The organism is Brevibacillus aydinogluensis, from assembly GCF_961514395.1.
GTDB classification, from domain to species: Bacteria; Bacillota; Bacilli; order Brevibacillales; family Brevibacillaceae; genus Brevibacillus; species Brevibacillus aydinogluensis.
Genome location: NZ_OY569118.1, coordinates 860,436 through 881,188, shown reverse-complemented (window position 1 = coordinate 881,188; position 20,753 = coordinate 860,436). Strand labels below are relative to the sequence as shown.

The 20,753-nt window shown below is 59.2% G+C and carries 15 protein-coding genes and 1 riboswitch; of the genes, 1 reads left to right on the top strand and 14 read right to left on the bottom strand.

Annotation, left to right across the window (positions count from 1 at the left end):
* Positions 1–98: 98 nt before the first annotated feature.
* The 8 genes from Q7F15_RS04230 to Q7F15_RS04195 form a co-directional block, all read right to left on the bottom strand.
* Positions 99–836 (bottom strand): PIG-L deacetylase family protein, encoded by a 738-nt coding sequence (locus tag Q7F15_RS04230; RefSeq protein WP_304415154.1) that lies wholly within the window; start codon positions 834–836, stop codon positions 99–101.
* A gap of 2 nt (positions 837–838) precedes the next feature.
* The gene (locus tag Q7F15_RS04225; RefSeq protein WP_230077335.1) at positions 839–1,849 is read right to left on the bottom strand and encodes an N-acetylglucosamine kinase; all 1,011 of its coding nucleotides are present in this window, start codon (positions 1,847–1,849) and stop codon (positions 839–841) included.
* Positions 1,846–3,357 carry an argininosuccinate lyase gene (argH, locus tag Q7F15_RS04220; protein ID WP_171565906.1) on the bottom strand — a complete coding sequence of 504 codons (1,512 nt, stop codon included), beginning with the start codon at positions 3,355–3,357 and terminating at the stop codon, positions 1,846–1,848. The genes Q7F15_RS04225 and argH overlap by 4 nt, the downstream gene beginning before the upstream one ends.
* 122 nt (positions 3,358–3,479) lie before the next feature.
* Positions 3,480–6,011, bottom strand: coding sequence for an NEW3 domain-containing protein (locus tag Q7F15_RS04215; RefSeq protein WP_304415153.1), 2,532 nt, complete (start codon positions 6,009–6,011; stop codon positions 3,480–3,482).
* Positions 6,012–6,174: 163 nt separating this feature from the next.
* Positions 6,175–7,902, bottom strand: coding sequence for an ABC transporter permease (locus tag Q7F15_RS04210; RefSeq protein WP_171565904.1), 1,728 nt, complete (start codon positions 7,900–7,902; stop codon positions 6,175–6,177).
* Between the two features lie 13 nt (positions 7,903–7,915).
* The gene (locus Q7F15_RS04205) at positions 7,916–8,992 is read right to left on the bottom strand and encodes an ABC transporter ATP-binding protein (RefSeq protein ID WP_304415152.1); all 1,077 of its coding nucleotides are present in this window, start codon (positions 8,990–8,992) and stop codon (positions 7,916–7,918) included.
* Positions 8,993–9,121: 129 nt separating this feature from the next.
* Entirely contained in the window at positions 9,122–10,231 is a 1,110-nt protein-coding gene (locus tag Q7F15_RS04200) for an extracellular solute-binding protein (RefSeq protein WP_212132097.1), read from the bottom strand.
* A 23-nt stretch (positions 10,232–10,254) separates the two neighbouring features.
* Positions 10,255–11,433 (bottom strand): ROK family transcriptional regulator, encoded by a 1,179-nt coding sequence (locus Q7F15_RS04195; RefSeq protein WP_304415151.1) that lies wholly within the window; start codon positions 11,431–11,433, stop codon positions 10,255–10,257.
* Positions 11,434–11,675: 242 nt separating this feature from the next.
* On the opposite strand from Q7F15_RS04195, the gene Q7F15_RS04190 reads away from it, so the two are divergent.
* Positions 11,676–12,392, top strand: coding sequence for a glycosyltransferase family 2 protein (locus tag Q7F15_RS04190; RefSeq protein ID WP_171565900.1), 717 nt, complete (start codon positions 11,676–11,678; stop codon positions 12,390–12,392).
* Between the two features lie 102 nt (positions 12,393–12,494).
* Here the strand turns inward: Q7F15_RS04190 and Q7F15_RS04185 are convergent, their stop codons facing one another.
* The 6 genes from Q7F15_RS04185 to Q7F15_RS04160 form a co-directional block, all read right to left on the bottom strand.
* A complete protein-coding gene (locus Q7F15_RS04185) occupies positions 12,495–14,480 on the bottom strand; it encodes a methyl-accepting chemotaxis protein (protein WP_212132099.1) in 1,986 nt (661 codons plus the stop codon).
* A 173-nt stretch (positions 14,481–14,653) separates the two neighbouring features.
* Positions 14,654–16,879, bottom strand: a complete 2,226-nt coding sequence (locus Q7F15_RS04180) for a YcdB/YcdC domain-containing protein (RefSeq protein ID WP_304415150.1) — start codon at positions 16,877–16,879, stop codon at positions 14,654–14,656.
* A 172-nt stretch (positions 16,880–17,051) separates the two neighbouring features.
* Positions 17,052–17,804, bottom strand: a complete 753-nt coding sequence (gene hemQ / locus Q7F15_RS04175) for a hydrogen peroxide-dependent heme synthase (protein ID WP_171565897.1) — start codon at positions 17,802–17,804, stop codon at positions 17,052–17,054.
* A gap of 117 nt (positions 17,805–17,921) precedes the next feature.
* Complete coding sequence (gene nagB, locus Q7F15_RS04170; protein ID WP_304415149.1) at positions 17,922–18,680, bottom strand: glucosamine-6-phosphate deaminase; 759 nt, start codon at positions 18,678–18,680, stop codon at positions 17,922–17,924.
* A 23-nt stretch (positions 18,681–18,703) separates the two neighbouring features.
* Entirely contained in the window at positions 18,704–19,600 is an 897-nt protein-coding gene (locus Q7F15_RS04165) for a MurR/RpiR family transcriptional regulator (RefSeq protein WP_171565895.1), read from the bottom strand.
* 273 nt (positions 19,601–19,873) lie between these two features.
* Complete coding sequence (locus tag Q7F15_RS04160; protein ID WP_230077342.1) at positions 19,874–20,227, bottom strand: YisL family protein; 354 nt, start codon at positions 20,225–20,227, stop codon at positions 19,874–19,876.
* A 197-nt stretch (positions 20,228–20,424) separates the two neighbouring features.
* A riboswitch (cobalamin riboswitch) is annotated at positions 20,425–20,624 on the top strand.
* Positions 20,625–20,753 lie beyond the last annotated feature (129 nt).

The following is a 20,753-nucleotide window of genomic DNA, read 5'->3' as shown; positions in this document are numbered from 1 at the left end:
TTCGTTTTTTCCATACCAACAAAAAAACAACCTAACGCGGCAGTATGCCACCTTAGGCTGTTTTGCTATCGCTCAAACGTCCTGCGAATTCGCATGCGCTACAACTCCATCACCGGAATCCCGTTCTCCGGCGCGACCGGCTTCACGGGGCGGCCGCCGGAACGGACCAGCGTGTAATACTCGTAGCAGCCGATCACCCCGTAGTCTCCCTCCATGACGCCGGGGTAGGCGCGGTTGACGGAATAGACCTGGCTTTGGTGGGCCCGGAGCGCCTCCCCTTTGCGGTCGCGGTAGCGGGTGATGTCCACCTTGCCGGTGATCGGCACGGCGGGCGCCGGTCCTTTGTCCGGGCAATGGTCGTAGTAGTGCGGGATGGAGACGAAGTACAGATCGGGCCAATCGTCTGGCGGCAGTACCTGCTCCGCCTGCTCCACCGCCATGCCGGTCGCGCGGCAGACGGCGATGTGGTCGGGATGGCCCGTCACCCCGTCGGGGGGAAACGTGACCACCACGTGTGGCCTCCACTCCACGATGGCGGACGCCAGCCGTCCGGCCAGTTCGCGGGGATCCACTTCGGCCAGCCCGCCGTCGGGATAGCGGTACAGCTCCAGCCGCGTAATGCCGAGGATGTTCGCCGCTTTGGCCAGCTCCTGTTCGCGGTGGCGGGCCAGCGCCTCCCGGCTGTCAAGCGCAAACGGGCCGGAACGCCCCTTGCAGCCGGACGTGACGCAAATCAGGCAGGTCTCCTGTCCGGCATCGCTGCATTTGGCCAGCGTCCCGCCGCAGGCAAACGATTCATCGTCAGGATGGGGAAAGACAAACATCAGTCGTTTCATCATCACACCTCGCTCTCGCCGGCCTGTTTCTCCAGATAGGCCAGTCCTTTGGCTATCACGCCGAAGATCGGATCGTTTTGCGCCTTGTCGATGGTCACCTGCGGCGTGTAGCGGCGGGCGTGCTCGATGACGATGCGGCGGACGCGCTCGTCGTTTTGCAGCACGCCTCCCTGGAGGATCATTTTGAACGGCTCCTCTCTCATCCTCAGCCGCTCGATGACGGCGCGGGCAGCGAGAAACAGCTCTTCACCGGCGGCCTTGAGAATTGACGCGGCCACCCGATCCTGCGAGTCGGCCGCCTGGCTGACGAACGGCGACAGTTCGCCCACCTTTTCCACGGAGTAGTCCGGGCCGTACGTCCAGTTAAACAGTTCCTCCACCCGATCGAGCCCCAGATGCGGCAGCAGCAGGCTTTCCAGCAGCGTCGGCTCACCGCGGCCGTCCGCCGCTTTCAATACAGCCATGATCGCTTGTTTGCCGATCCAGTACCCGCTGCCCTCGTCGCCGACGCGGTGACCCCATCCGCCTGCGCGCGCCGTCTCGCCCGCCCGGTTCACCCCGAACGCGATCGAGCCGGTCCCGGCGATCACGAGAATGCCCGGCTCTCCGTTGGTCGCTCCCAGCAGGGCGGCAAAGCCGTCATTTTCCACGATCAGGTGGCGGACGCGAATCCGCAGCATCTTCAGGACGTCGCGGACCATGCCCGTGATCACCTGCCGGTCGTGCTCTGTATCCAATCCAGCCAGGCCAAATACGGCGCACTCAATCTCCCATGCTGTACGGCTCATGCTGTCGTGGGGAGCGGCTGTCGGCAGCCGCCCCGCCGCCTCATTCAGCGCCTGGCTGATTGCGGCCGCCAGTTCCCGCGCGGCCGCTTCCCTGCCAATCCCCTGGTAGTTGCAGGAACCGGCCCGTCCCGCACCCAACGTCCGCTTGGACCGGTCTGTCAGAACAGCGAGGCATTTCGTGCCGCCGCCGTCCACGGCCAGCAGGGGAATGTGTACCGCTGTCATTTCCGTTCACTCCATTCGGCCATGACCTGATCCAAATAGCGCATCGCCTGGTCGCACGCCTCGCGGGCCTGCTTCAGCCAGGCCATTTCTGCCTGCAGCGACTGCTTTCGTTCGCCGATCATCCGCTTCATTTCGTCCGCATTGGGTCCGCCGGGCAGCTTGCGAACGGCGACGAAATATACCGGATCGAGCGCCTGACGAAGCTGCTCGTCCGTAATCGTCAGCGTCCGTCCAATGACAGCCAAAGCGGCCTGATTGACCAGCTCGAGGCTGATTTGGTCCGCCCGCAGCCCTTGGGCCGCCGCCTCCTTCACCACGCGGCTGACGATGTGGTGCGCCGTGCGGAAGGACAGACGGTCGATGCGCACCAGCGTGTCGGCCAGTTCCGTCACCGTGGCGAAACTGCCTTTGGTCCGTTCCAGCAGCCCCTCCTTGTTTACGTCCATCGTGCCGACCACACAGGCCATCAGGCGGTACATCTGCTCCAGGACGGACAGGCTGCGCCAGGCGTACGGCTGCATGTCGTCCTCCGTGTCAACGATGTCGCCAAACGGCGTATTGTGCATCATCGTCAAGACGACAGCGGCGTTGCCCGCGCTGGACGATAGCATGGAGCGCATGTGTTCAAACGAGACAGGATTGCGCTTCTGCGGCATGATCGAGCTGATCTGAACATACGGGTCAGCCACTTTCAGCACGTCAAACTCCTGCGTGCACCACTGCAGCATATCCTGCACCGTCCGCCCCAGGTTGATTGCCGCCACCTGCACGGCGGCCGCCGTTTCGCCCAGGTAGTCCGCCCCGCCGATCGCGTCGTAGGAATTCTCCACCAATTCGTCAAAGGCGAGCAGCTGCCGCATTCGCTCCCGGCTGATGGGAAAACCCGAGGTGGTCAGCGCCGCCGCTCCCATGGGACTGCGGTTGCAGGTGCGGTAGGCGCTGATCAGGCGGCGGATGTCCCGCGACAGCGAGTCAGCCACGGCCGTGATGTAGTGGGCCATCGTCGTCGGCTGCGCCTGCTGGGTGTGGGTGTAGCCGATCATCACCGTCTCGGTGTGTTCTTGCGCAAACAGGAGCAAATGCTCTTTCAGAGAGAGTGCCGAAGCCAGCGTGGCCAGCAGCTTCTCGCGCAGCACCATGCGGTAGATGGTGACGCCCATGTCGTTGCGGCTGCGGGCCAGGTGCAGATTGCCGGCCACGTCCCCGGCCAGCTCCAAAAGACGGCTCTCTACCTGAAAGAACAAATCTTCAAACTGTCCGGTATAGGCTGAGCGGCGCAGCCCGTCCAGGTCGATGGCAGTGAGGGCGCGGGCAATCGCCTTCGCTTCGTCCTCCGTGATCAGCTTCTGTTCGCGCAGCATGATCAGATGCGCCTTGTTGATCGCCATCATCGGCGTCAGCAGATGGGTTTTCGCTTCCGAAAAAGCCGGTTCCAGCACGGCCTCCGCGTACGTCTTTCCGGGGAACCGGGCTCCTTCCCGTTGAAATATCCGCTCTTTGTAGTCCATTGACGTTTCTCCTTCCCTGCCGTTTCCTTTTCTGTTTTTTCGCGGTTCCCCACTGCCGGGGAGCCGGGAAAAGCGGGGAAGACGGCCGACTGCGGCCGTCTCTCCCGTCCCGTTTTCCTGCCTTATTGCTTCAAACTGACCATGTTGACGAACATGCGGATGGCTCCCGGCACCAGGGCGGGGATTTCACGGTACCAGACGAGCGAACTGTAGGTGTACGTCCCCTTGCCGTATTTTGCGGTCAGGAATGTGCCGGTAAACTCCTTCTCGCCCGGATCGCCGTTTGCAATCAGCTCCACGTACTCTTTGCCCCACTGCGACGGGTTGTAGGCGGAACGGTCCTGAATCCAGTTGTTCCAGTCTTCCTCCGTAATCTTGTTGGGTGTGTTGAAAATGGGATGATCCGGCGCAAGCATGGTAACTTTCGAGTTTTCATCGGTGACGCGCCATTCAATCAGCGGCGTGCCGATCGTGATCGGGTACGGCGCCAACTCCGGCTTCCAGTTGTCTTCCGGCTTGTGGTACTGCACCACCAGGTTGCCGCCGTTTTCCACGTACTTCAACAGGCGGGCATTGCTCGAAATCAGCTCGGGGCGGAACCCGTACGCCCGGATGCCCAGCACAATCGTGTCGTACTGGCTGAGGTCGCCAGACTCGATGTCCTTGGCGCTGAGGAGGGTGACGTTGACGCCGACCTGTTTCAGGTACTCGTCGATGTTGTCAAAACCGCTGGAGACGTATCCTACTTTCAACCCCTCCGGCACTTTCAGGTCAAACGCCTGGATCATCAGCTCCGCCGGTTGGACGTAATACGTGGTGCCGATGTGCGGATAGCGGATCACCTGGGCGCCATGGCGGCTTTCTTTTGCCCCCGCGCGCGCCACGGCCGTTACCGTGTACGTGCCCGATTTGACGGCGGCGGACGGCTTTACCGTAAACGCGACCGACTTGGTCTCCCCTTTGGCGGCAAACGCCAGCGGACTTGCCTTCGGTTCTACCGTCCAGCCTGCCGGAACGTCCAGCGAGATGTCCGCTTCCGCCGCACCCGGCTGGTAGTTCTTTACCGTCACCTTCACCGAAATCGGCTCTTGCGGCTTCAACGTGTTCAGAACAGCTGCGCCCGGGTCGAGCGACAGCGAGAACGGCGGCAGGACGGCGACAGCGTCAGACGGAACGACGCGGCTGACCGCGGTGGAGCCGAACGCCTTGTACGATACGTCCGCAGTGATGGACGGCGGCAGATACGGCTGGAACAGCGGGGCGTCTTTCGGCACCTCCACTTCGTACGCGGCCGTGACGGTCTGGTTGTACCCCACCTGGCCGAAGCTGGTCGCCCCCAACGGCTTGGCCCGCCATCCTTCCGGCACATTCAGCTTCAGGCTGACGTCTTTCAGCGGCACCTGTCCGCCGTTGTACGCCGTCACTTTTACGGTGGCAGTCTGACCGGCGACCAGTTCGCCTGTCTCCGGCCTTACTTTGGCCACCAGTGACAGCGCCTCCGCACTCGCCGTGTACAGCTGTCGTTCCTTTACCTTCAGACGGTGGGTCAGGTCTGCCCTGGTCGCTTCGTCCAGTTTGGCTTCCTGCACGACGGTCAGCGCCCTCTGCACGTCCGACAGCATGTCGTGCACTTCCCTGGCCACGTCGGCAAAGCGCGGGTAGGCGGCGATCACGTCGTCGGCGTCTTTTTGCAGGGTGCGAAGCTCCCTGGCCAGCTTTTCCCCGCCCGGCTTGCCGGCCACTTCCCGGGCCAGGTCGTCAAAGGTGTAGGCGATGCCTTCGAAAAAGTCCGATTCCCGGGCTTTGGACGGAACCGTCGACTGCTCCAGCTTGTAGTAGTTGAAGCTGGGCCCTTCGTCGTAGTGGCGCCCCATCCCCTGGCTCTTGTGCATGAAGCGGGATTCCTCGCCCAACTGCTGGTAAGACGCGCCGTACACCTCGTCGTACTCGCCGATCGGCACGCGAACCGTGTAGTCTTTCTCATCCGCCGGCACGTACAGCTTTTTGGGCTGCCAGGGGCGCAGCCCGTTTTTCAGATGCTCCGGAAACACGGACGGGTCAGCGGCGTCCTTGAACGCTTTTACCGTGATCACGTTGATGGCGCGGTGATGTCCGTGCGTGGAGGGTACGTTCAAAAACGCGGGGATGAGCACGTCCGGCCGCAGTTCGCGAATCTTGCGAATCAGCCGTTCGTAGACGACCTGTTCTCCCCATTTGGACAGTGTCTCATCCGGGCTCTTGGAAAAGCCAAAGTCGTAAATGGGGTCGTTGATCGATTCGCTGAGGATGTCCAGCGTGATGTTGGTGACCTTGGACGCTTCCTGCAATTCACGAGTACGGATAATGCCCAGTGCGTTGCCCAGCTCGCTGCCGATTTCGTTTTGGCCCCCTTCGCCGCGGTTGGCGATGATGCTGTACGTGTCCACACCCTTGCCGAGCGACAGGTACGCGAGCATCGCGCTGTGCTCGTCATCCGGGTGAGCCCCCGTGTTCATGGCGCTGGCGATGGTAGTCAACGGCTTGATCGCTTTGTACAAGTCGACCACTCCCCGGTCAGCATGGGCGGTCCGGGGCGCCATCGGCCATACCAGAGTGCCTGCCAGGGCCACGGCTGATACGACGGAAAACAGCTTGGCAAATGTCCCCTTTCTCAATGAACGCTCCTCCTTTTCCTTATTGGGATTGATGTATGCATCAATCATGGCCGTCCATGGAGCCGGTTCCTGCTGTCGCCATGGATTGACCTGAGGTAGCTGAAACGGACATGCACAGACGCTGCCGTCTGGTTTCGGGACGCTAAATCGAACGCAAACCTGACTACACCGCAGTGCCCGCCTTGTCGCCAGCCAGTTTTCTGGAGATGAACAGGACGATGATGATGACCACAATCTGCAGCACGCCGTATGCGCACGCGGTGCCGAATTCAAACGTGTACATGCGCTGGAAAATGGCCACTGACAGCGGCATCGTCCGCGGCGTAAAGATCAGGATGGAGGCGACGAACTCGCCGATACACTGAACGAACGCCAACAGCGTGCCGGCCAAAATCCCGCCAAATGCCATCGGGAAAACGACGCGGCGGAAGCTGTACCACCACGATGCCCCCAGATTGCGCGCCGCTTCCTCCACCGACGGGTCCATCTGCATCAGCGTGGCCGATGTGGAGCGGAACACCAGCGGCAGGTGGCGGACGAAATAGGCGAGCGGGATGATCCAGAACGTGCCGATGAGCACCTGGCCAAAGCTGAATACGGTCGGCTCACTGAACGCGGCGATCAGGTTGACGGCGACAACAGTGCCGGGAAGCGCCCACGGCAGCATGATCAGCACGTCGAGCAGCGTTTTGCCGCGAAAGCGCAGCCGCACCATCGCGTACGCCGCCGCCACCCCGAACAGGACGATGCCGACGGTGGCGATCGCACTCAGCTCCAGGCTGTTGGCAATCGGCCGCCAGGTCTTGCTGTCCGTAAACAGGTCGATGTAGTGGTCCAGCGTGTACTGCGGCGGCAGAATCTGCACCGTCCAGGTGCCGTCCACCGAGAACGAGATCAACACCAGCACGAGGATCGGCAGCATCAGGATGACGATGCCGATGAAGGCCAGCACTATGCAGACATAGCGGCCCGCTTTGCTTTTCACCTCGGTGCGGTGTACGCTGATGCCCTTGCTCATGTTCTGGTAGTTGCGCACCCCTTGGTACCAGCGCATCAGCAGCAAAAAGGCAATGGAGACGACGGACAGGACGGTCGACTGGGTGGCGGCCATGTCCAGATCGCCGTTGGTCCGGGACAGGTAAATCTGCATCGTCATCGTCCGGTCGATGCCGAAGATCAGCGGCGCCGTGTAGGACGCCATGGAGATCATGAACACCAGCAGCGACGACGCCACCATGGCTGGCGTGAGCATCGGCAAAATCACCCGCCGCCAGACGGTAAAGCGGTTGGCGCCCAGGCTAGCCGCCGCCTCTTCCAGCGACGGGTCAAGACCTTTGATCGCCGCCGATGCCGTCATGAAAAAATATGTGTACATGGTAAAGGTGTGGACCACAACGACGCCCCATATTCCTTTCAGCGAAAACGGCACCTGTTCCAGCCCGAACAGTTCCTTGAACAATCGGGGGAATATGCCGCTTTCCCCGTACAAAAACGTAAACGACAGCACGCCGATGAGCGGCGGCAGCGCCATCGGCACCAGGGCGAGCACGGAGAGGATTTTCCGCCCCGGGAACTCGTAGCGCTCCAGCAAAAAGGCCATCGTCACGCCAACAATGCCGCAGGTAATGACACTCAACACGGATATGTATACGCTGTTCCAAAGCGCTTCCAGATTGGCCGTGTGCTCCAGGCTGAAGAAACGGGCGTAGTTTTTCCACGTAAACTGCCCGTCCACGTTGACGCTGGTGGCAAATGTTTCAAACAGCGGATAGATGACGTAGGCCAAAAGGATCAGGAACAGCGGCGAAACCAGCACGTAGACAAAGGACGGCGAAGCAGTGAAGGAGATCCGTTTGGACGGTGTCGCGGCTGGCTGCAGTTCTGCTTTCACAAGCTCCTCCTCCTTATCCCGCAAAGTAGATGCTCGCTTTCGGAATGTGCAGGGAGATGGTCTCTCCGCGCTGTTTCAGCGGCCGTCCCTGGCTGATGGACATGCTGCGGAGCTGATGAGGGCCGACGCTGGTCACGTAGTTGACGCACGCACCCGTAAACTCGGCAAGCACAACAGTGCCCGACACCACGTTCTCACCGTCCGCTCCCGTGCTTTCCTGCACCGTTTCCGGCCGAATCGACAGCACGACTGTCTCGCCCGGCACGAGCCGCACCTGCGGCGACACGTTGTGCGCATATCCGGTCAGCACGAGGTCAGGAGCCACCCGCACCCGTACTTCGTTACCGTCGATGCCTGCCACGATCCCCTCCCACAGATTGGTTTCGCCGATGAACGACGCGACGAAACGGTTTACCGGCCGATGGTAAATCTCGTGCGGCGTACCCACCTGCTGCACTTCGCCGCCCTGCATCACCATCACCCGATCCGACATGGACATCGCCTCCGCCTGGTCATGCGTGACGTAAATGGTGGTAATGCCCAGTTCCATCTGCAGCCGCTTGATTTCATACCGGGTTTCTTCGCGAAGTTTGGCGTCCAGGTTGGACAGCGGTTCATCCAAAAGCAGAATCTGCGGCTCGATAACGAGCGCGCGGGCCAGCGCCACCCGCTGCTGCTGTCCGCCGGAAAGCTGGTCGATCCGGCGTTCGCCGTATCCTTCCAGACGGACGAGCTTCATCACCCGCTCTACCCGTTCTTTCATTTCCACTTTCGGAATCTTGCGAACCTTGAGCCCAAAGGCGATGTTCTCAAATACGGTCATGTGCGGAAACAGGGCGTAGTTTTGAAACACCATGCCCGTGTTTCGCTTGTGGGGCGGCAGCGATGTGACATCCCGGCTGCCGAAGCAGATCCGTCCCCTGGTGGGATAGTAAAAGCCGGCGATCATCCGCAGGGTCGTCGTCTTGCCGCAGCCGCTTGGCCCCAAAAAGGTGAAGAATTCGCCTGATTCGATGTGAATGTGAACATCTTCGACCCCTTTTGCGTCGCCAAACTGTTTGCTGACGTGATCAAGTGTTACGCTGCTCATCAGGTGTCCTCCCTCTCGAGATTGGCAGGGCGCTGCCCGGCTTCGGCAGTCGCCTGTGCCGGACGGAACCGGACACGGCCAGACGGAAAGGGGTCCCCCTTCCCGTCTGTTCCTGCTGTCCTCACCCGCTTACTTCTTGCTTTTTCCCTTGATGTTTTCGTCCCAGTACTGCATCCACTCTTTTTCTTTCTCCGCCATCACATTCCAGTCGAGCTCCAGCGGTTTCAGCTCCAGGTTTTTCATGAAGTCAGGCAGTTCGTCCTTGCTGATGTCGGTGCGTGACGGGAACTGGTAGCGCTCTTTCGCCAACTGCGTGGCGATCTCCGGGCTGAACAGGAACTCGTAGAACTTTTTGGCTGCGTCCATGTTCTTGGCCCCTTTGACGATCGCGACCCCGTCGACGAGGATCGGCGCGCCGCTCTCCGGATAGACAAAATCGTACGGATGGTTGTTCTGCTTGCTTTGAATCAGGACGTCCTGCAGGTTCCACAGGGAAATGACGCCTTCCTGGCGGTCCAGCTTCAGGTAGAGCTGGGTCGGGTCCTGGGCGTACTCCTTGGTGTTGGCGTCCAGTTTTTTCAGCCATTCATACCCTTTTTCCGGCGTGTCTGGCCCCTGACGGTAGATCATCGCCGCGTAAATGGTCCGCATCGTGCCGGACGGCAGGACGTTGCGGATCACGATTTTATCCTTGTACTTGGGATCGAGCAGGTCGTCCCAGTCCTGCGGCGCTTCTTCTTTCGTCAGCGCCTGCGAGTTGTACATGATCACCTCGGGCAGCAGCATTTCGCCGTACCAGCGGTCCTGCGGGTCCTTGTACAGATCGGGAATCTTGTCGGCAAACGTCGGTTTGTACGGCTCCAACAGCCCCTCGTCCGCTGCCGTGCTCAGCGCGGACTGTGTGCCGCCCCACCAGAAATCGGCCTGCGGATTGGCCTTTTCGGCACGCACCCGCTCCAGGATTTGCTGCGCCCCCATCTCAAATGTTTCCACTTCAATATTGGGATATTTTTCCTTAAACTTGGGCAGGACGATTTCAAAAATATTTTTGTCCCGGGCGGTGTAAATGACCAATTTTTGCGATTCGCCGGATGCTGCCGGCTGCGCCTGATCACCGGACTGGCCGCCTGTACCGCTGTCCGCCTGTCCTCCGCCGGAACAAGCGGCGACGGTCAGGGCCAGCGAGCCGACAAACACGCCGCGAAGCCATTTTTTCCATGTGCTGTTGGACGTTTTCACAATCGAATCCCCCTTTTTTCACTCTATTTGTCCAGCAATTTCGTAGATGGAAACGCTTCCAGAACGCTGTGAACGGCCCCGATCAACCCCGCCTCTTCACCAAGTCGCGCTTTTTCCATACGGGGCACAACGGGCACCCATTCCGTCAGCCACTCGCGAATCTGCTTCACCCCTTTTTCGTCGATATGAACCATCTCTCCGCTCAGAATCAACAGCTCCGGGTTCAGCACGCTGACGATATTGGCCATCGCGTAGGCCCAGTGTCGGTATACGTCATCCAGCAACCGCGCGGCCTCCTGGTTGTCCTGCCGAGCTTGACCGATCAGCGTCTCTATGATACTCGACCCTTCCTGAAGGTCGGAGAGAAAGGCCTTCGCCTGTGCTTTGACGCCAGGGACGGAGTAATGCGTCTCAAACACGCCGTACGCTCCGTCGCGCCGGCTGTGTACGGGGCCGATCAGCATGTAACCGATCTCGCCCGCTGCGTCCCGGCTTCCCCGGTATAACTGGCCGTCCAGGATGATGCCGGAGCCGATCCCCGTGCCGACGTAGATGTAGACAACGTTGGAATAGCCGACACCGACACCGCGGACGCTCTCGCCCAGGGTCATCATGTTGACGTCATTGTCGATGATGACCGGCACCTCCAGCCGTTCCTCGATGGTCTGCCTGATCGGCGATCCCATCCAGCCCGTGCTGGGAGCAAAGCTGACCGTACCGCTGCCCCGCTGGGTGACCCCGGGCAGGCCGACACCGATGCCCAGCAGCCTGTCGCGCGGCAAGCTGCTCTCCGCCAGCAGACGGTCCAGTCCCGCCGCCAAATCCTCGATCACCCGTTCTCCGTCGGCCGGCTGGGCCAGACGTTTGCGGTACCGGGCCAAAAACTCGCCTTTCAGGTCGGCCACCGCCATCTCCAGCGCGGAGCCTTCAAACACTGCGCCGACGATCGCGTACGCCTGGTAGTTGTACTCCAGCAGGATCGGCTTTCGGCCGCCACGGGAGTCGCCCATCCCCACCTCCTGGAGCAGCCCATCCTGAATCATCTCCTCCACCAGGGCGGAAACGCAGGGGCGGCTCAGCTGCGTCTGTTTGGCAATGTCGGCGCGGGAGATCTGACCGTGCTGAATCACCTGCTGCAAGATCTCTTCCTTGTTCCACTTTTTCACCAGCTTGCTGCTGCCCGTTTTTCTGGACGAACGCACGCCTTTTCACTCACCACCAAACAGTTAGTTAACCTAACTAACAAAGTTATCCAAATTATACCGCCCATACACAGAATAGTCAAACTATTTCGCTTCAATGATATGCACCACCCACAGGTTATCTTGCCAAACTCCGCACCCGCTCAGCGTTCTTCGCCCCGCCTCTGAATACACATGTAGTACGTTTTGGACGTTTTCCCGCTCGTATCACACTATCCCAGCGAAGAAGGAAGTGGTTCAACGTGAAGCGAACCGGGAGTACCGGGAAAACCGGCATCTCCATTATCACCTGCACCAAACGTCCCGGCATGATGCGCAACCTGTTTCAGAATTATCTGCGGCAGCGCGGAGTCAACAAGGAATTGATCGTAGTGCTGAACAACGATGCGATGAGCGAAGCGCGCTACAAAAATTACGCGCGTTCGTTTCCCAACGTGTCCGTCTACAAACTGCCCGGACGGACGTCACTCGGCGCCTGCCTGAACTTTGCCGCAAGCAAGGCATGCTATCCCTACCTCGCCAAATTTGACGACGACGATTACTACGCCCCCCGCTACGCGGCTGACACGCTGCGCGCGTTTGCCCGATCAAAGGCGGCCGTCGTCGGGAAGCGCTCGTATTTTATGTACTTTTCTGGATTGCGGCTGCTGATCCTGCTATATCCGGGGAACGAACACAGGATGACAGGGGGGATCGCAGGCGGGACCCTCGCATTTCGGCGAAGCGTGTGGAACCGTGTCCGTTTTGCCAACCGCTCGCTTGGGGAGGATGTCTCGTTCCTGCGGAATTGCCGCCGCCTCGGCTTTCGCATCTACTCGGGCAGCCGTTTTCACTACTGTGCGATTCGCCGGAAAAACGTCGGCAGCCACACCTGGAAAGCAGGCCACCGGTACCTGCTCTCCCGGCCGCACAGGCGGATTGCCCGCACGGTCAACTATCGCAAGTTTGTCGTCGGATAGGAGTTGCCAGAAAAACAACAGCCCGGGAGGGGGTGATCCCTTGATCTTCCCCCGCCCGGGCAATCTGAATACGCACAGATCGTGCTTATACTTCATGTACGGTTATACTTTGAAACTGCCTACCATCTCCTGCAGATCTTCGGCCATCTTCGCCAGCGCCGTGGCCGACGCGTTGATCTCCTCCATGGAAGCCAACTGCTGCTGAGCTGCGGCGGAAACGTTTTGCGTACCAAATGCCGCTTCCTCTGCCACTTCCCGGATCGTATGCGTCGTCTCCACCACGCGTTTTGTGCCTTCGGTCAACTGTTGCACCGCGCCGGACACCTCCTGGATTTGTCCAGCCAGTTCTTCCACTGCCGCACGAATCTCTTCGAAGGAGGCCCCAGCCGCATGGACCACGTCAATTCCCGCGGCCACCTCCTGGGTCACCGTGTGCATGGAACGAACCGCATCGTTCGTCTCCTGGCGGATCACCGCAATGAGTTCGGCAATCTTTTGCGTGGATTGCGTCGTCTGCTCTGCCAGCTTGCGCACTTCATCCGCCACCACGGCAAATCCCCGGCCGTGTTCACCTGCCCGCGCTGCTTCGATAGCGGCATTGAGCGCCAGCAGGTTGGTCTGATCGGCAATCTCGGAGATGACGTCGACGATGCTGCCGATCTCCTGCGAGCGCTTGCCCAGTCCGTCCACGGTATGCGCCAATTCCTTGACGGTGACACTCATTTCCGTCATTTGGTTGATCGCTGTTTGCACGGTCTGGCTGCCGGAAGCTGCCTTGTCCGAAGCCTCGGAAGCCAGTCCAGCCACCTGCTGCGTGTTGCCGTTGATCTGTTCCGCAGCGCTTGCCATCATGTTGACCACCTGGTACGCTTCTTCCACGCCAGCTACCTGCTTGTCCGCCCCGACGGCCACTTCCTGAATCGCGGACGAGATTTGTTCGCTGGCCTTGCTGCTCTGATCCGCGCTCGCCATCAGCTCCTCAGCCGACGCCGCCACCTGGACGGCACCCTGGTTCACCTCGGCCAGGACAGACTGCAGCGACAGGCGCATGCCCTCGAAGCTTTCCGCCAAGCGGCCGATTTCGTCCCTGGCATTTACTCTTACTGGTTCAGACAGGTCGCCCTCGCTGATCTTGGCGGCGGCCGCCATCAATACGGCGAGCGGACGCGTGATCAAGCGGACGATCCACAGCACCAGCACGGCGCCGCCGATCACTGCTACGGCCACGATCGTCAAAATGGGAGGCAGCACGTCGGAGGCCTCTGCTTCCGCTTCACTCACGTAATAGGTGCCCAGCAGCTTCCAACCGGTCAGTCCGTTGGTGACAAACGCCATTCGCTTGCTCTGTCCGTCCTGGTTGACGAACTCAAACGTGCCCGCTTCGTTAGCATACACGTGGTCGATATAATCTGCTTTCTCCGCTTCCGTCCCCGCTTTCTGCTGGGGATGGACGATGAACTTCCGCTGTTTGTCCATCAGCACGACGTAGCCGAATTCGCCGATTTTGACCCGGCTGGTGATTTCGGCCAGTGCCTGCAGACTGAGGTCGAGCCCGACCACTCCGTGCCCGTCTTTTGTCGTCCGGGCAATGGTGATGACGGGGAGGTCTGTAGACGCAGAAATGTACGGATCAGTGATGACCGTTTTTCCCTTGTTCTCCATGGCTTGTTGGTACCAGGGTCTAGTACGCGGGTCATACCCGGCCTTTACCGACACCGTGCTGACAAACGCCCCCGTCTCCGTTCCGATGTAGATACCTTCCCACTCGTTGTGGATGGTGGCGGCCTCCTGCAAATACGCATGCGCTGCGGAATCGTTGCTCGTCAGCCCCTGTCCCGCCAGATGAGAAGCGACCCGCTCCACCTCCTTCATCTGCAAATCCAGATAGGCATCAATTGTTCCGGCCAGGGTCTTCACCTGCTCGTCAGCCCGCTGCAGCAGTTGGTCCTCGATTTCCTGCTTGGCGCTGTAGAACGAGACCCCTGCGATCAGCAGACTCGGCAACAGCAGAATCACGGCAAAGGTCAACAGCAGTTTTCCTTTCATCTGCAGCGAACGTGTTCGTTTTGGCTCGGTAGGCCCATTCATGTCGATTCCTCCTGTTGTTGATGAGCTATAATAAACACAAAAAAAACAGGCCATTCCAAATAAAAAGAACAGCCGTCCATCATTGTACAAATATTTCCCGAAAATGACAAGACAAGTATATCCTTCATGCCCATTTTTTTCTTTTTTCTAGATCTTTTTTCGCGGGACGCACGTCACTTCGGTTTCCTAACCTCCAGAAGCGCCTTCATCAACTTGGCAGCCTCCGCCCGGGTCAGCGTTTTGTCTGGTTGGAACGCGTCGGGTGACCCGGAAGGAAGCAGCCCGTAGGCATGGGCCAGGGCGACGGCGGGCACCAGCCGCTTTTCTACATCCCGATACGGCGACGCAAACAGCCCCGGTTTTTCCAGGAGTTCACCATACCCCAGCAGGCGGGCGGCCATTTCCGCCGCTTCTCCGCGGGTCACCGGGCGATCCGGCTCAAACCTGGTCCCCTCCTTGGGGATCAGTCCGTATTGAATCGCTTTTTTGATGACACCGTACAGCGGGTGGTTCTCGTCGACGTCAGCAAACCGGTACGGCTGGCGATCTTCGTCGTCATCATCGAGCCCGCTGAACTGCCGGTGAAACTCGATGCGGTTGACCATGCGCGCCATCATCTGCACCATGTCTCCGCGCGTCGCCGCTTTGTCCGGTTCCACCTTGCCATCAGTCACCGTCAACAAACCCTCCCGGATGGCAAACTGCAGTGCTGCCTGCTCGGGATGGTTGTCAATGTCCTGCGGAATTTCTTTTTTCCGCAAGTCGGCAAAACTGAGCCACTCCCCGGTCACGGCATCCACGACTCCCTCATCGCCGACGTAGCCGTAGACAAGCAGCGGTTTGGACTCGCTGTCCGGCAGGTGATAGGCAAGCATCAGTTTCTTTTGCTCCCGCTCCGTTTTGGCTGCTGCCTTACGGTCAATTTTGGCCGCCGTTTCCTCTGCACTGACAGGTCCATATTCGTACACGTTCAGCTCTTCCGCTTCCCCGGTTTCGGGATTGACGATCACGCGGAAATTCCTGTCTTCGATCGGAATGCCGTTCTTCATCCAGCCAAACGTAAACACGTAATTCCGTCCCTGCTCCCGCACCTCCTCCTCGATCGTGCGGGATGGCTTGCGATCAATCAGATAGATGTCCCCCAGCCGTTCGGACAGCAGCGTTTTTACCAGCTTGACCGCACTCTCCTGCGCTGCTGTCCACGAGACCGCCTTCTCGATTTTCCGTCCCCGTTCGGCAGGAAACAGCCCTTCCCCGATGCGGTATTCGACTAATTCACCGCGGTCGCTGATGCTGATAACGATCGGCTCCGCATTTTTCCCCTGGACGTGCAGCGGAGTGAATTCAAAACGCCAGTATCTCGATTCCACGCCATCCGCTCCCGATCTGGCACCTCCTCCCCTGCTTCCATCGGAACGATAGCTGCCGGGAAGCCGCTTGACCAGCTCTTCGGCGATCTTCTGCGCCTCTTCCTTGCCGATCAGCTTGTCCGCTGCACGGCTGTTGACCGTGGTCCCCAGCGGCTTGATGTCGACTTCTTCGGCCGGCTCGCCGAGTGCGTTCAGTAACTTCCCGGTCGTTGCGTCCACGAACTGCGGATCAGTCTGGACGTAGCGGTAGACCAAGCGGTACCGGTTTGAGTCCTCCTGGTAACGGCCGGTCAGCTCACTCTCCAGCGAGTAGAACAGCGACGGCGCCGCTTTTTCCGCCAGCAGCCGCTCCGCCTCGTCAGGCTGGATCACTGCCTTGGCGTCAGGCAGTTCTCCCTGGTACCAATTCCGAATAAACATGATCACTTCGCCGGTTCGTTCGACGATCACCAGAACGCCGTTGCCGAGAAAAGGCGTGTCGTCTTCCATGCGCGTATAGGAAAAGACGCGCGTTCTCCACGGGTCACCCGTAAAATTGGGGAGGCCGGGGTATTCGTTTGGCTTGGACAGCTTCTCCCGCTCTACTTTGGGGAGAACCCGCTCGAGAAACTGCTCGGCCGCCCGCAGCGCTTGTTCCTCGCTGACCGCCGATAACGAGTCGCTTTCCCACTTTTCATTGTGGTGTGAATAATACACCAATTGTCCCGTCACCGCATCGACGTTGACAGACACACGTCCCTCCCCGCTGTCTTTTACCCAGGTCAGGCTCCACAGCGGATGGTCGAACGAATTTTTTTGATCTTTTTTCTTGTAGTACGACCGCTCCGGCTTGTAATCGGCCGGTATGTTCAAAAGCTTGCTCACCTGTTGAATCGCCTGCTCCTGCGTCAAACCGTCCGCCCGCTGCTCGGCGGCCAAGGCGCTCGGCAGGCTGTTCTCCCACACGCCGGCAAGCGGGACGGGAACACCGGTCAGCAGCACCGCTGCCGAAAATCCCGCTGCCACCCGCAGCATCTTTTTTCTGGTCATACCGAAAAACACCTCTCCCCTCTTGGCTTTGCGATTTCGAACACAATCTTACCATTTGTCACGAATTGATACAAATTATTCCATATATGAGAGGATCATCTATCCAGCAGATGCTTTGCATGCAAAAAAAATCTACCCCGGCTGCACCGTGGGTAGATTGTGGTTGAAAGAGTTACACCTGCAGCATTTGCGTGAGCGACTCGGGTGTGACAATGTTGCCCACCAGGAAGTTGCCGAACTCCCCATAGCGTGCGCTCACTTCGTCAAAGCGCATTTCGTAGACGATGTGCTTGAACTCGAGCGGGTCGTTGGCAAACAGCGTGACGCCCCACTCCCAATCGTCGAAGCCGACCGAGCCGCCGATGATCTGCTTCACTTTGCCGGCGTACTTGCGGCCGATCATTCCGTGCGAGCGCATCATTTCGGCACGCTGTTCCATCGTCAGCATGTACCAGTTGTCCTGCAGGTTGCGTTTTTTGTTCATCGGGTAGAAGCAGATGTGCTCCCACTTCGGCAGAATCGGGTAGAGCCGCTCCCGGATTTGCGGATTGGACTTCGGGTCTTCGCCGGGATTATGTACGTAGTTGCTCAGCTCCACCACAGAAATATAGGAGTACGGCGCCTCGGTGTACGCGGCGAAGCGGGTCTTGTTGAACGCCGTCTTGATCGCGTCCAGTTCCTGCATCGTCGGGCGCAGGAACAGGAAGACCAGGTCCGCCTTGTGCCCCAGGATGCTGTAGATGGCCGTGCTGCCTTGCTTCTCCTGTTCATTTGCCTCCCACTCGCGGATCAGGCCAAACAGCTCGTCCAGTGCGGCCTGGCGCTCTTCGGCCGAAGCCGCTTTCCACTTCTCCCAATTGATCGTGCGGAAATTATGATAAGTATACCAGCCTTCCAGCGTAAGCAATGCCTCGTTCGTGCTCATCAGGTTCAACTCCTTACGGTAATCTGGTGCATTCTTCTTGGACACTCCCAGTATAGCATAACGAACGAAGCGTTATGCGAAACGAATTGGTGAACAAGCGCCGCAAACAACGGCCGTTCACACCAGGCGGCCGCTGTTTTTCGTCTCGGCTGACAGCAGCGCTGCCGCCTCCTTGTCCGCGATGACGGTCACATCTGAATGAAGCTGCAGCAGCGACGCGGGCACGTCAGGCGTCTTCTCTCCTTCCAGCATGCGGCGCACCGCATCCGCCTTGGCCTCGCCGCTCGCAAGCAGCATGATCCGCTTCGCCGCCAGAATCGTTTTGATCCCCATCGATACAGCTTTCGTCGGCACATCGTCGATCGATTCGAAAAAGCGCGCGTTCGCCTTGATTGTACTTTGTGCCAGTTCCACGATCCGCGTGGTCGTCTCCGCGTCGGACCCCGGCTCATTGAAACCAATGTGGCCGTTTCCGCCGATACCCAGCACCTGCAGGTCGATGCCTCCCGCCGCCGCGATTGCCGCTTCATATCGCCGGCACTCCGCCTGCAGGTCGGGTGCGTCTCCGCGCGGGATATTGGTCTGCTCCAGCGGGATGTTCACATGGCGAAAAAAGTGTTCCTGCATGAACGTGTGGTAGCTTTGCGGATGATGCGGCGGCAGTCCGACGTATTCATCCAGGTTAAACGTCGTCACGCGGGAGAAGTCAACTCCCTCCTCGCGGTGCAGCCGCGCCAGTTCCCGGTACATGCCGATCGGTGTGCTGCCCGTAGCCAGTCCCAGTACGGCAGTGGGTTTGGCTGTCACCACCTGCGCCACGATGTGCGCCGCAGCTTTGCTCAACGACTCGTAATTCTCCGCAATCAGCAGTTTCATGCGCTCTCCCTCCGTCAGCCGCTTCAGTATTTTTTGTCCAGCACCGCTTTTGCCGTCTTTTCCTTGTAGGTCAGCGCTTTCTCCTGGATGCGCATGGCCAGTGCCGTACACAGGATGTCGATGACGTGCAGTTGGGCGATTTTGGCCGCGAGCGAACCGCCCTGCAGCGGCCCTTCCTTTGCTGCCGTCAAAAGCGTGACATCAGCCACGTTCGTGATCGGCGAGCGGCGGTAGTGGGTGATGCACAGCACTGTTGCCCCTGCTTCCTTCGCCACTTTCAGCGAATCGATCGTATCCTTGGTGCTGCCCGACACGGAGATGCCCACGGCGACGTCGCCGGGCCCCAGCGTGGCGGCAGCCATCGCCTGCAGGTGTGCCTCGTAAAAGGCGTCCACTTTCAGCCCCAGGCGCAAGCACGTGTATTTGGCATCCTGGGCCGTCACCCCGGATGTTCCCACGCCGTAAAAGTGGATCGTGTTGGCGGCTTGCAGCAGGTCGACACACCGCTCCAGCTCGACCGGGTCGATGAGCGAGCTGGTGTCACCAACCGCCTGCATGTTGGTGGCCGTCACCTTTTGCGCGATGGTCGTCAGCGAATCCTCCTCCGTTACCTCACCGTGCAGGTTTTTCACCGGATGGACCAGCTCCTGGGCCAGCGCCAGCTTGAACTCCTGGTAGCTGCGAAAACCGATCTTGCGGCAGAAGCGCAGCACGGTGGTTTCGCCCACGCCCGCTTTTTCCGCCAGGTCGATGACGGAAGAGTAAATTACGCTCTCCGTCTGGCTCAGTACGATCTCCGCCACTTTTTGCTCAGATTTGGTAAACGACGGCCGCAAACTCTGAATGCCCAGCAGGGTGGCATTGGTTTTGGCCGCGCCGCCGGACGCGCCGGCCGTCTGCTCTTTCTGATTTACCGTCATCGGCGTCCTCCTCCGTTTATCACCAAAAGAAAACAGCTTTATTCCTACCGCCATTATATGCAAAAGCGGAGCATTCCGCCATATTGATTGATATATGTGGAGAAGTTCTCCATTCTATATCAGACCGTTCTGATTCGCGGCGCACTCCGCTTCCGCGAGCATCCGCCGCTCTTGGCGCCGCTTGTCTTAGCGAACAACAACAAAAAAAGCCTCCACCCGGAACCTTTTGATCCGAGTGAAAGCTTTTCGACGTGTGTGCAAAGCACCGGCCGCCTACACGATTACGCGGTACCCGATCAGGATGACAAGCACCATCAGCGCGAGCGCGCCAACGAAAAATCCGATGCTGGCTTCCTGGCGGCGTGCCCGTCCCAGCGCCATTTCCATCAGCCCGAAGACGACAATCCCCAGCAGTCCCTTCACATAGTACAGGACGTCTCCCGTGTGGAACTTAAACAACATCCAACCACCCGTCACGACCACGATCACCATCATCACGCGCAGAAACATGTGAACGATGTTGCCCACTTTTTCCTTGCCGAGACGGAAAAGGATGTACCCGACGATCAGCAGGATGAATGCCACTTCCCAACCGCCTACGTGGGCTTTAAGATACGCATAGCTCACCGTTTGCTCACTCCTTGCCCAGTGCAATCTCCATACTCGTCTCATTATAACAGATTGGCAAGGGAAAAGCAGGGCGCGCAATGCTTGGCGGTTTTGTGACAGCTAGTCACTTGACCGGACCCGCTTTTTTGGAAGCGGCCAGCCAAGATCAGTCTTCCCTCCCACAACATATTGTGTTATAGTACCTTCATACAACCATATATAGTACGCTTTGTGGTGCGCTTGACCAGGATTCCGGCAAGCGCTTAAAAGGGAAGACCGGTGCAAGTCCGGCGCGGTCCCGCCACTGTAAATGGGGAGCGACTCTGTCAGATGCCACTGTCGATCGCATCGACGGGAAGGTTCAGAGAAGCGATGATCCATGAGCCAGGAGACCTGCCACAAAGACAACACCGTTGGAACCACGAGGATGGGGAGGTGTGGAATCGGTCACCGGCGGCGTGCCGCTCTTTCTGGCGCACGTTCCGCTTTGACACAGGCATGTTTGTTTCCACATGGGCAACATCAGCATCCTCTACCCGACGGG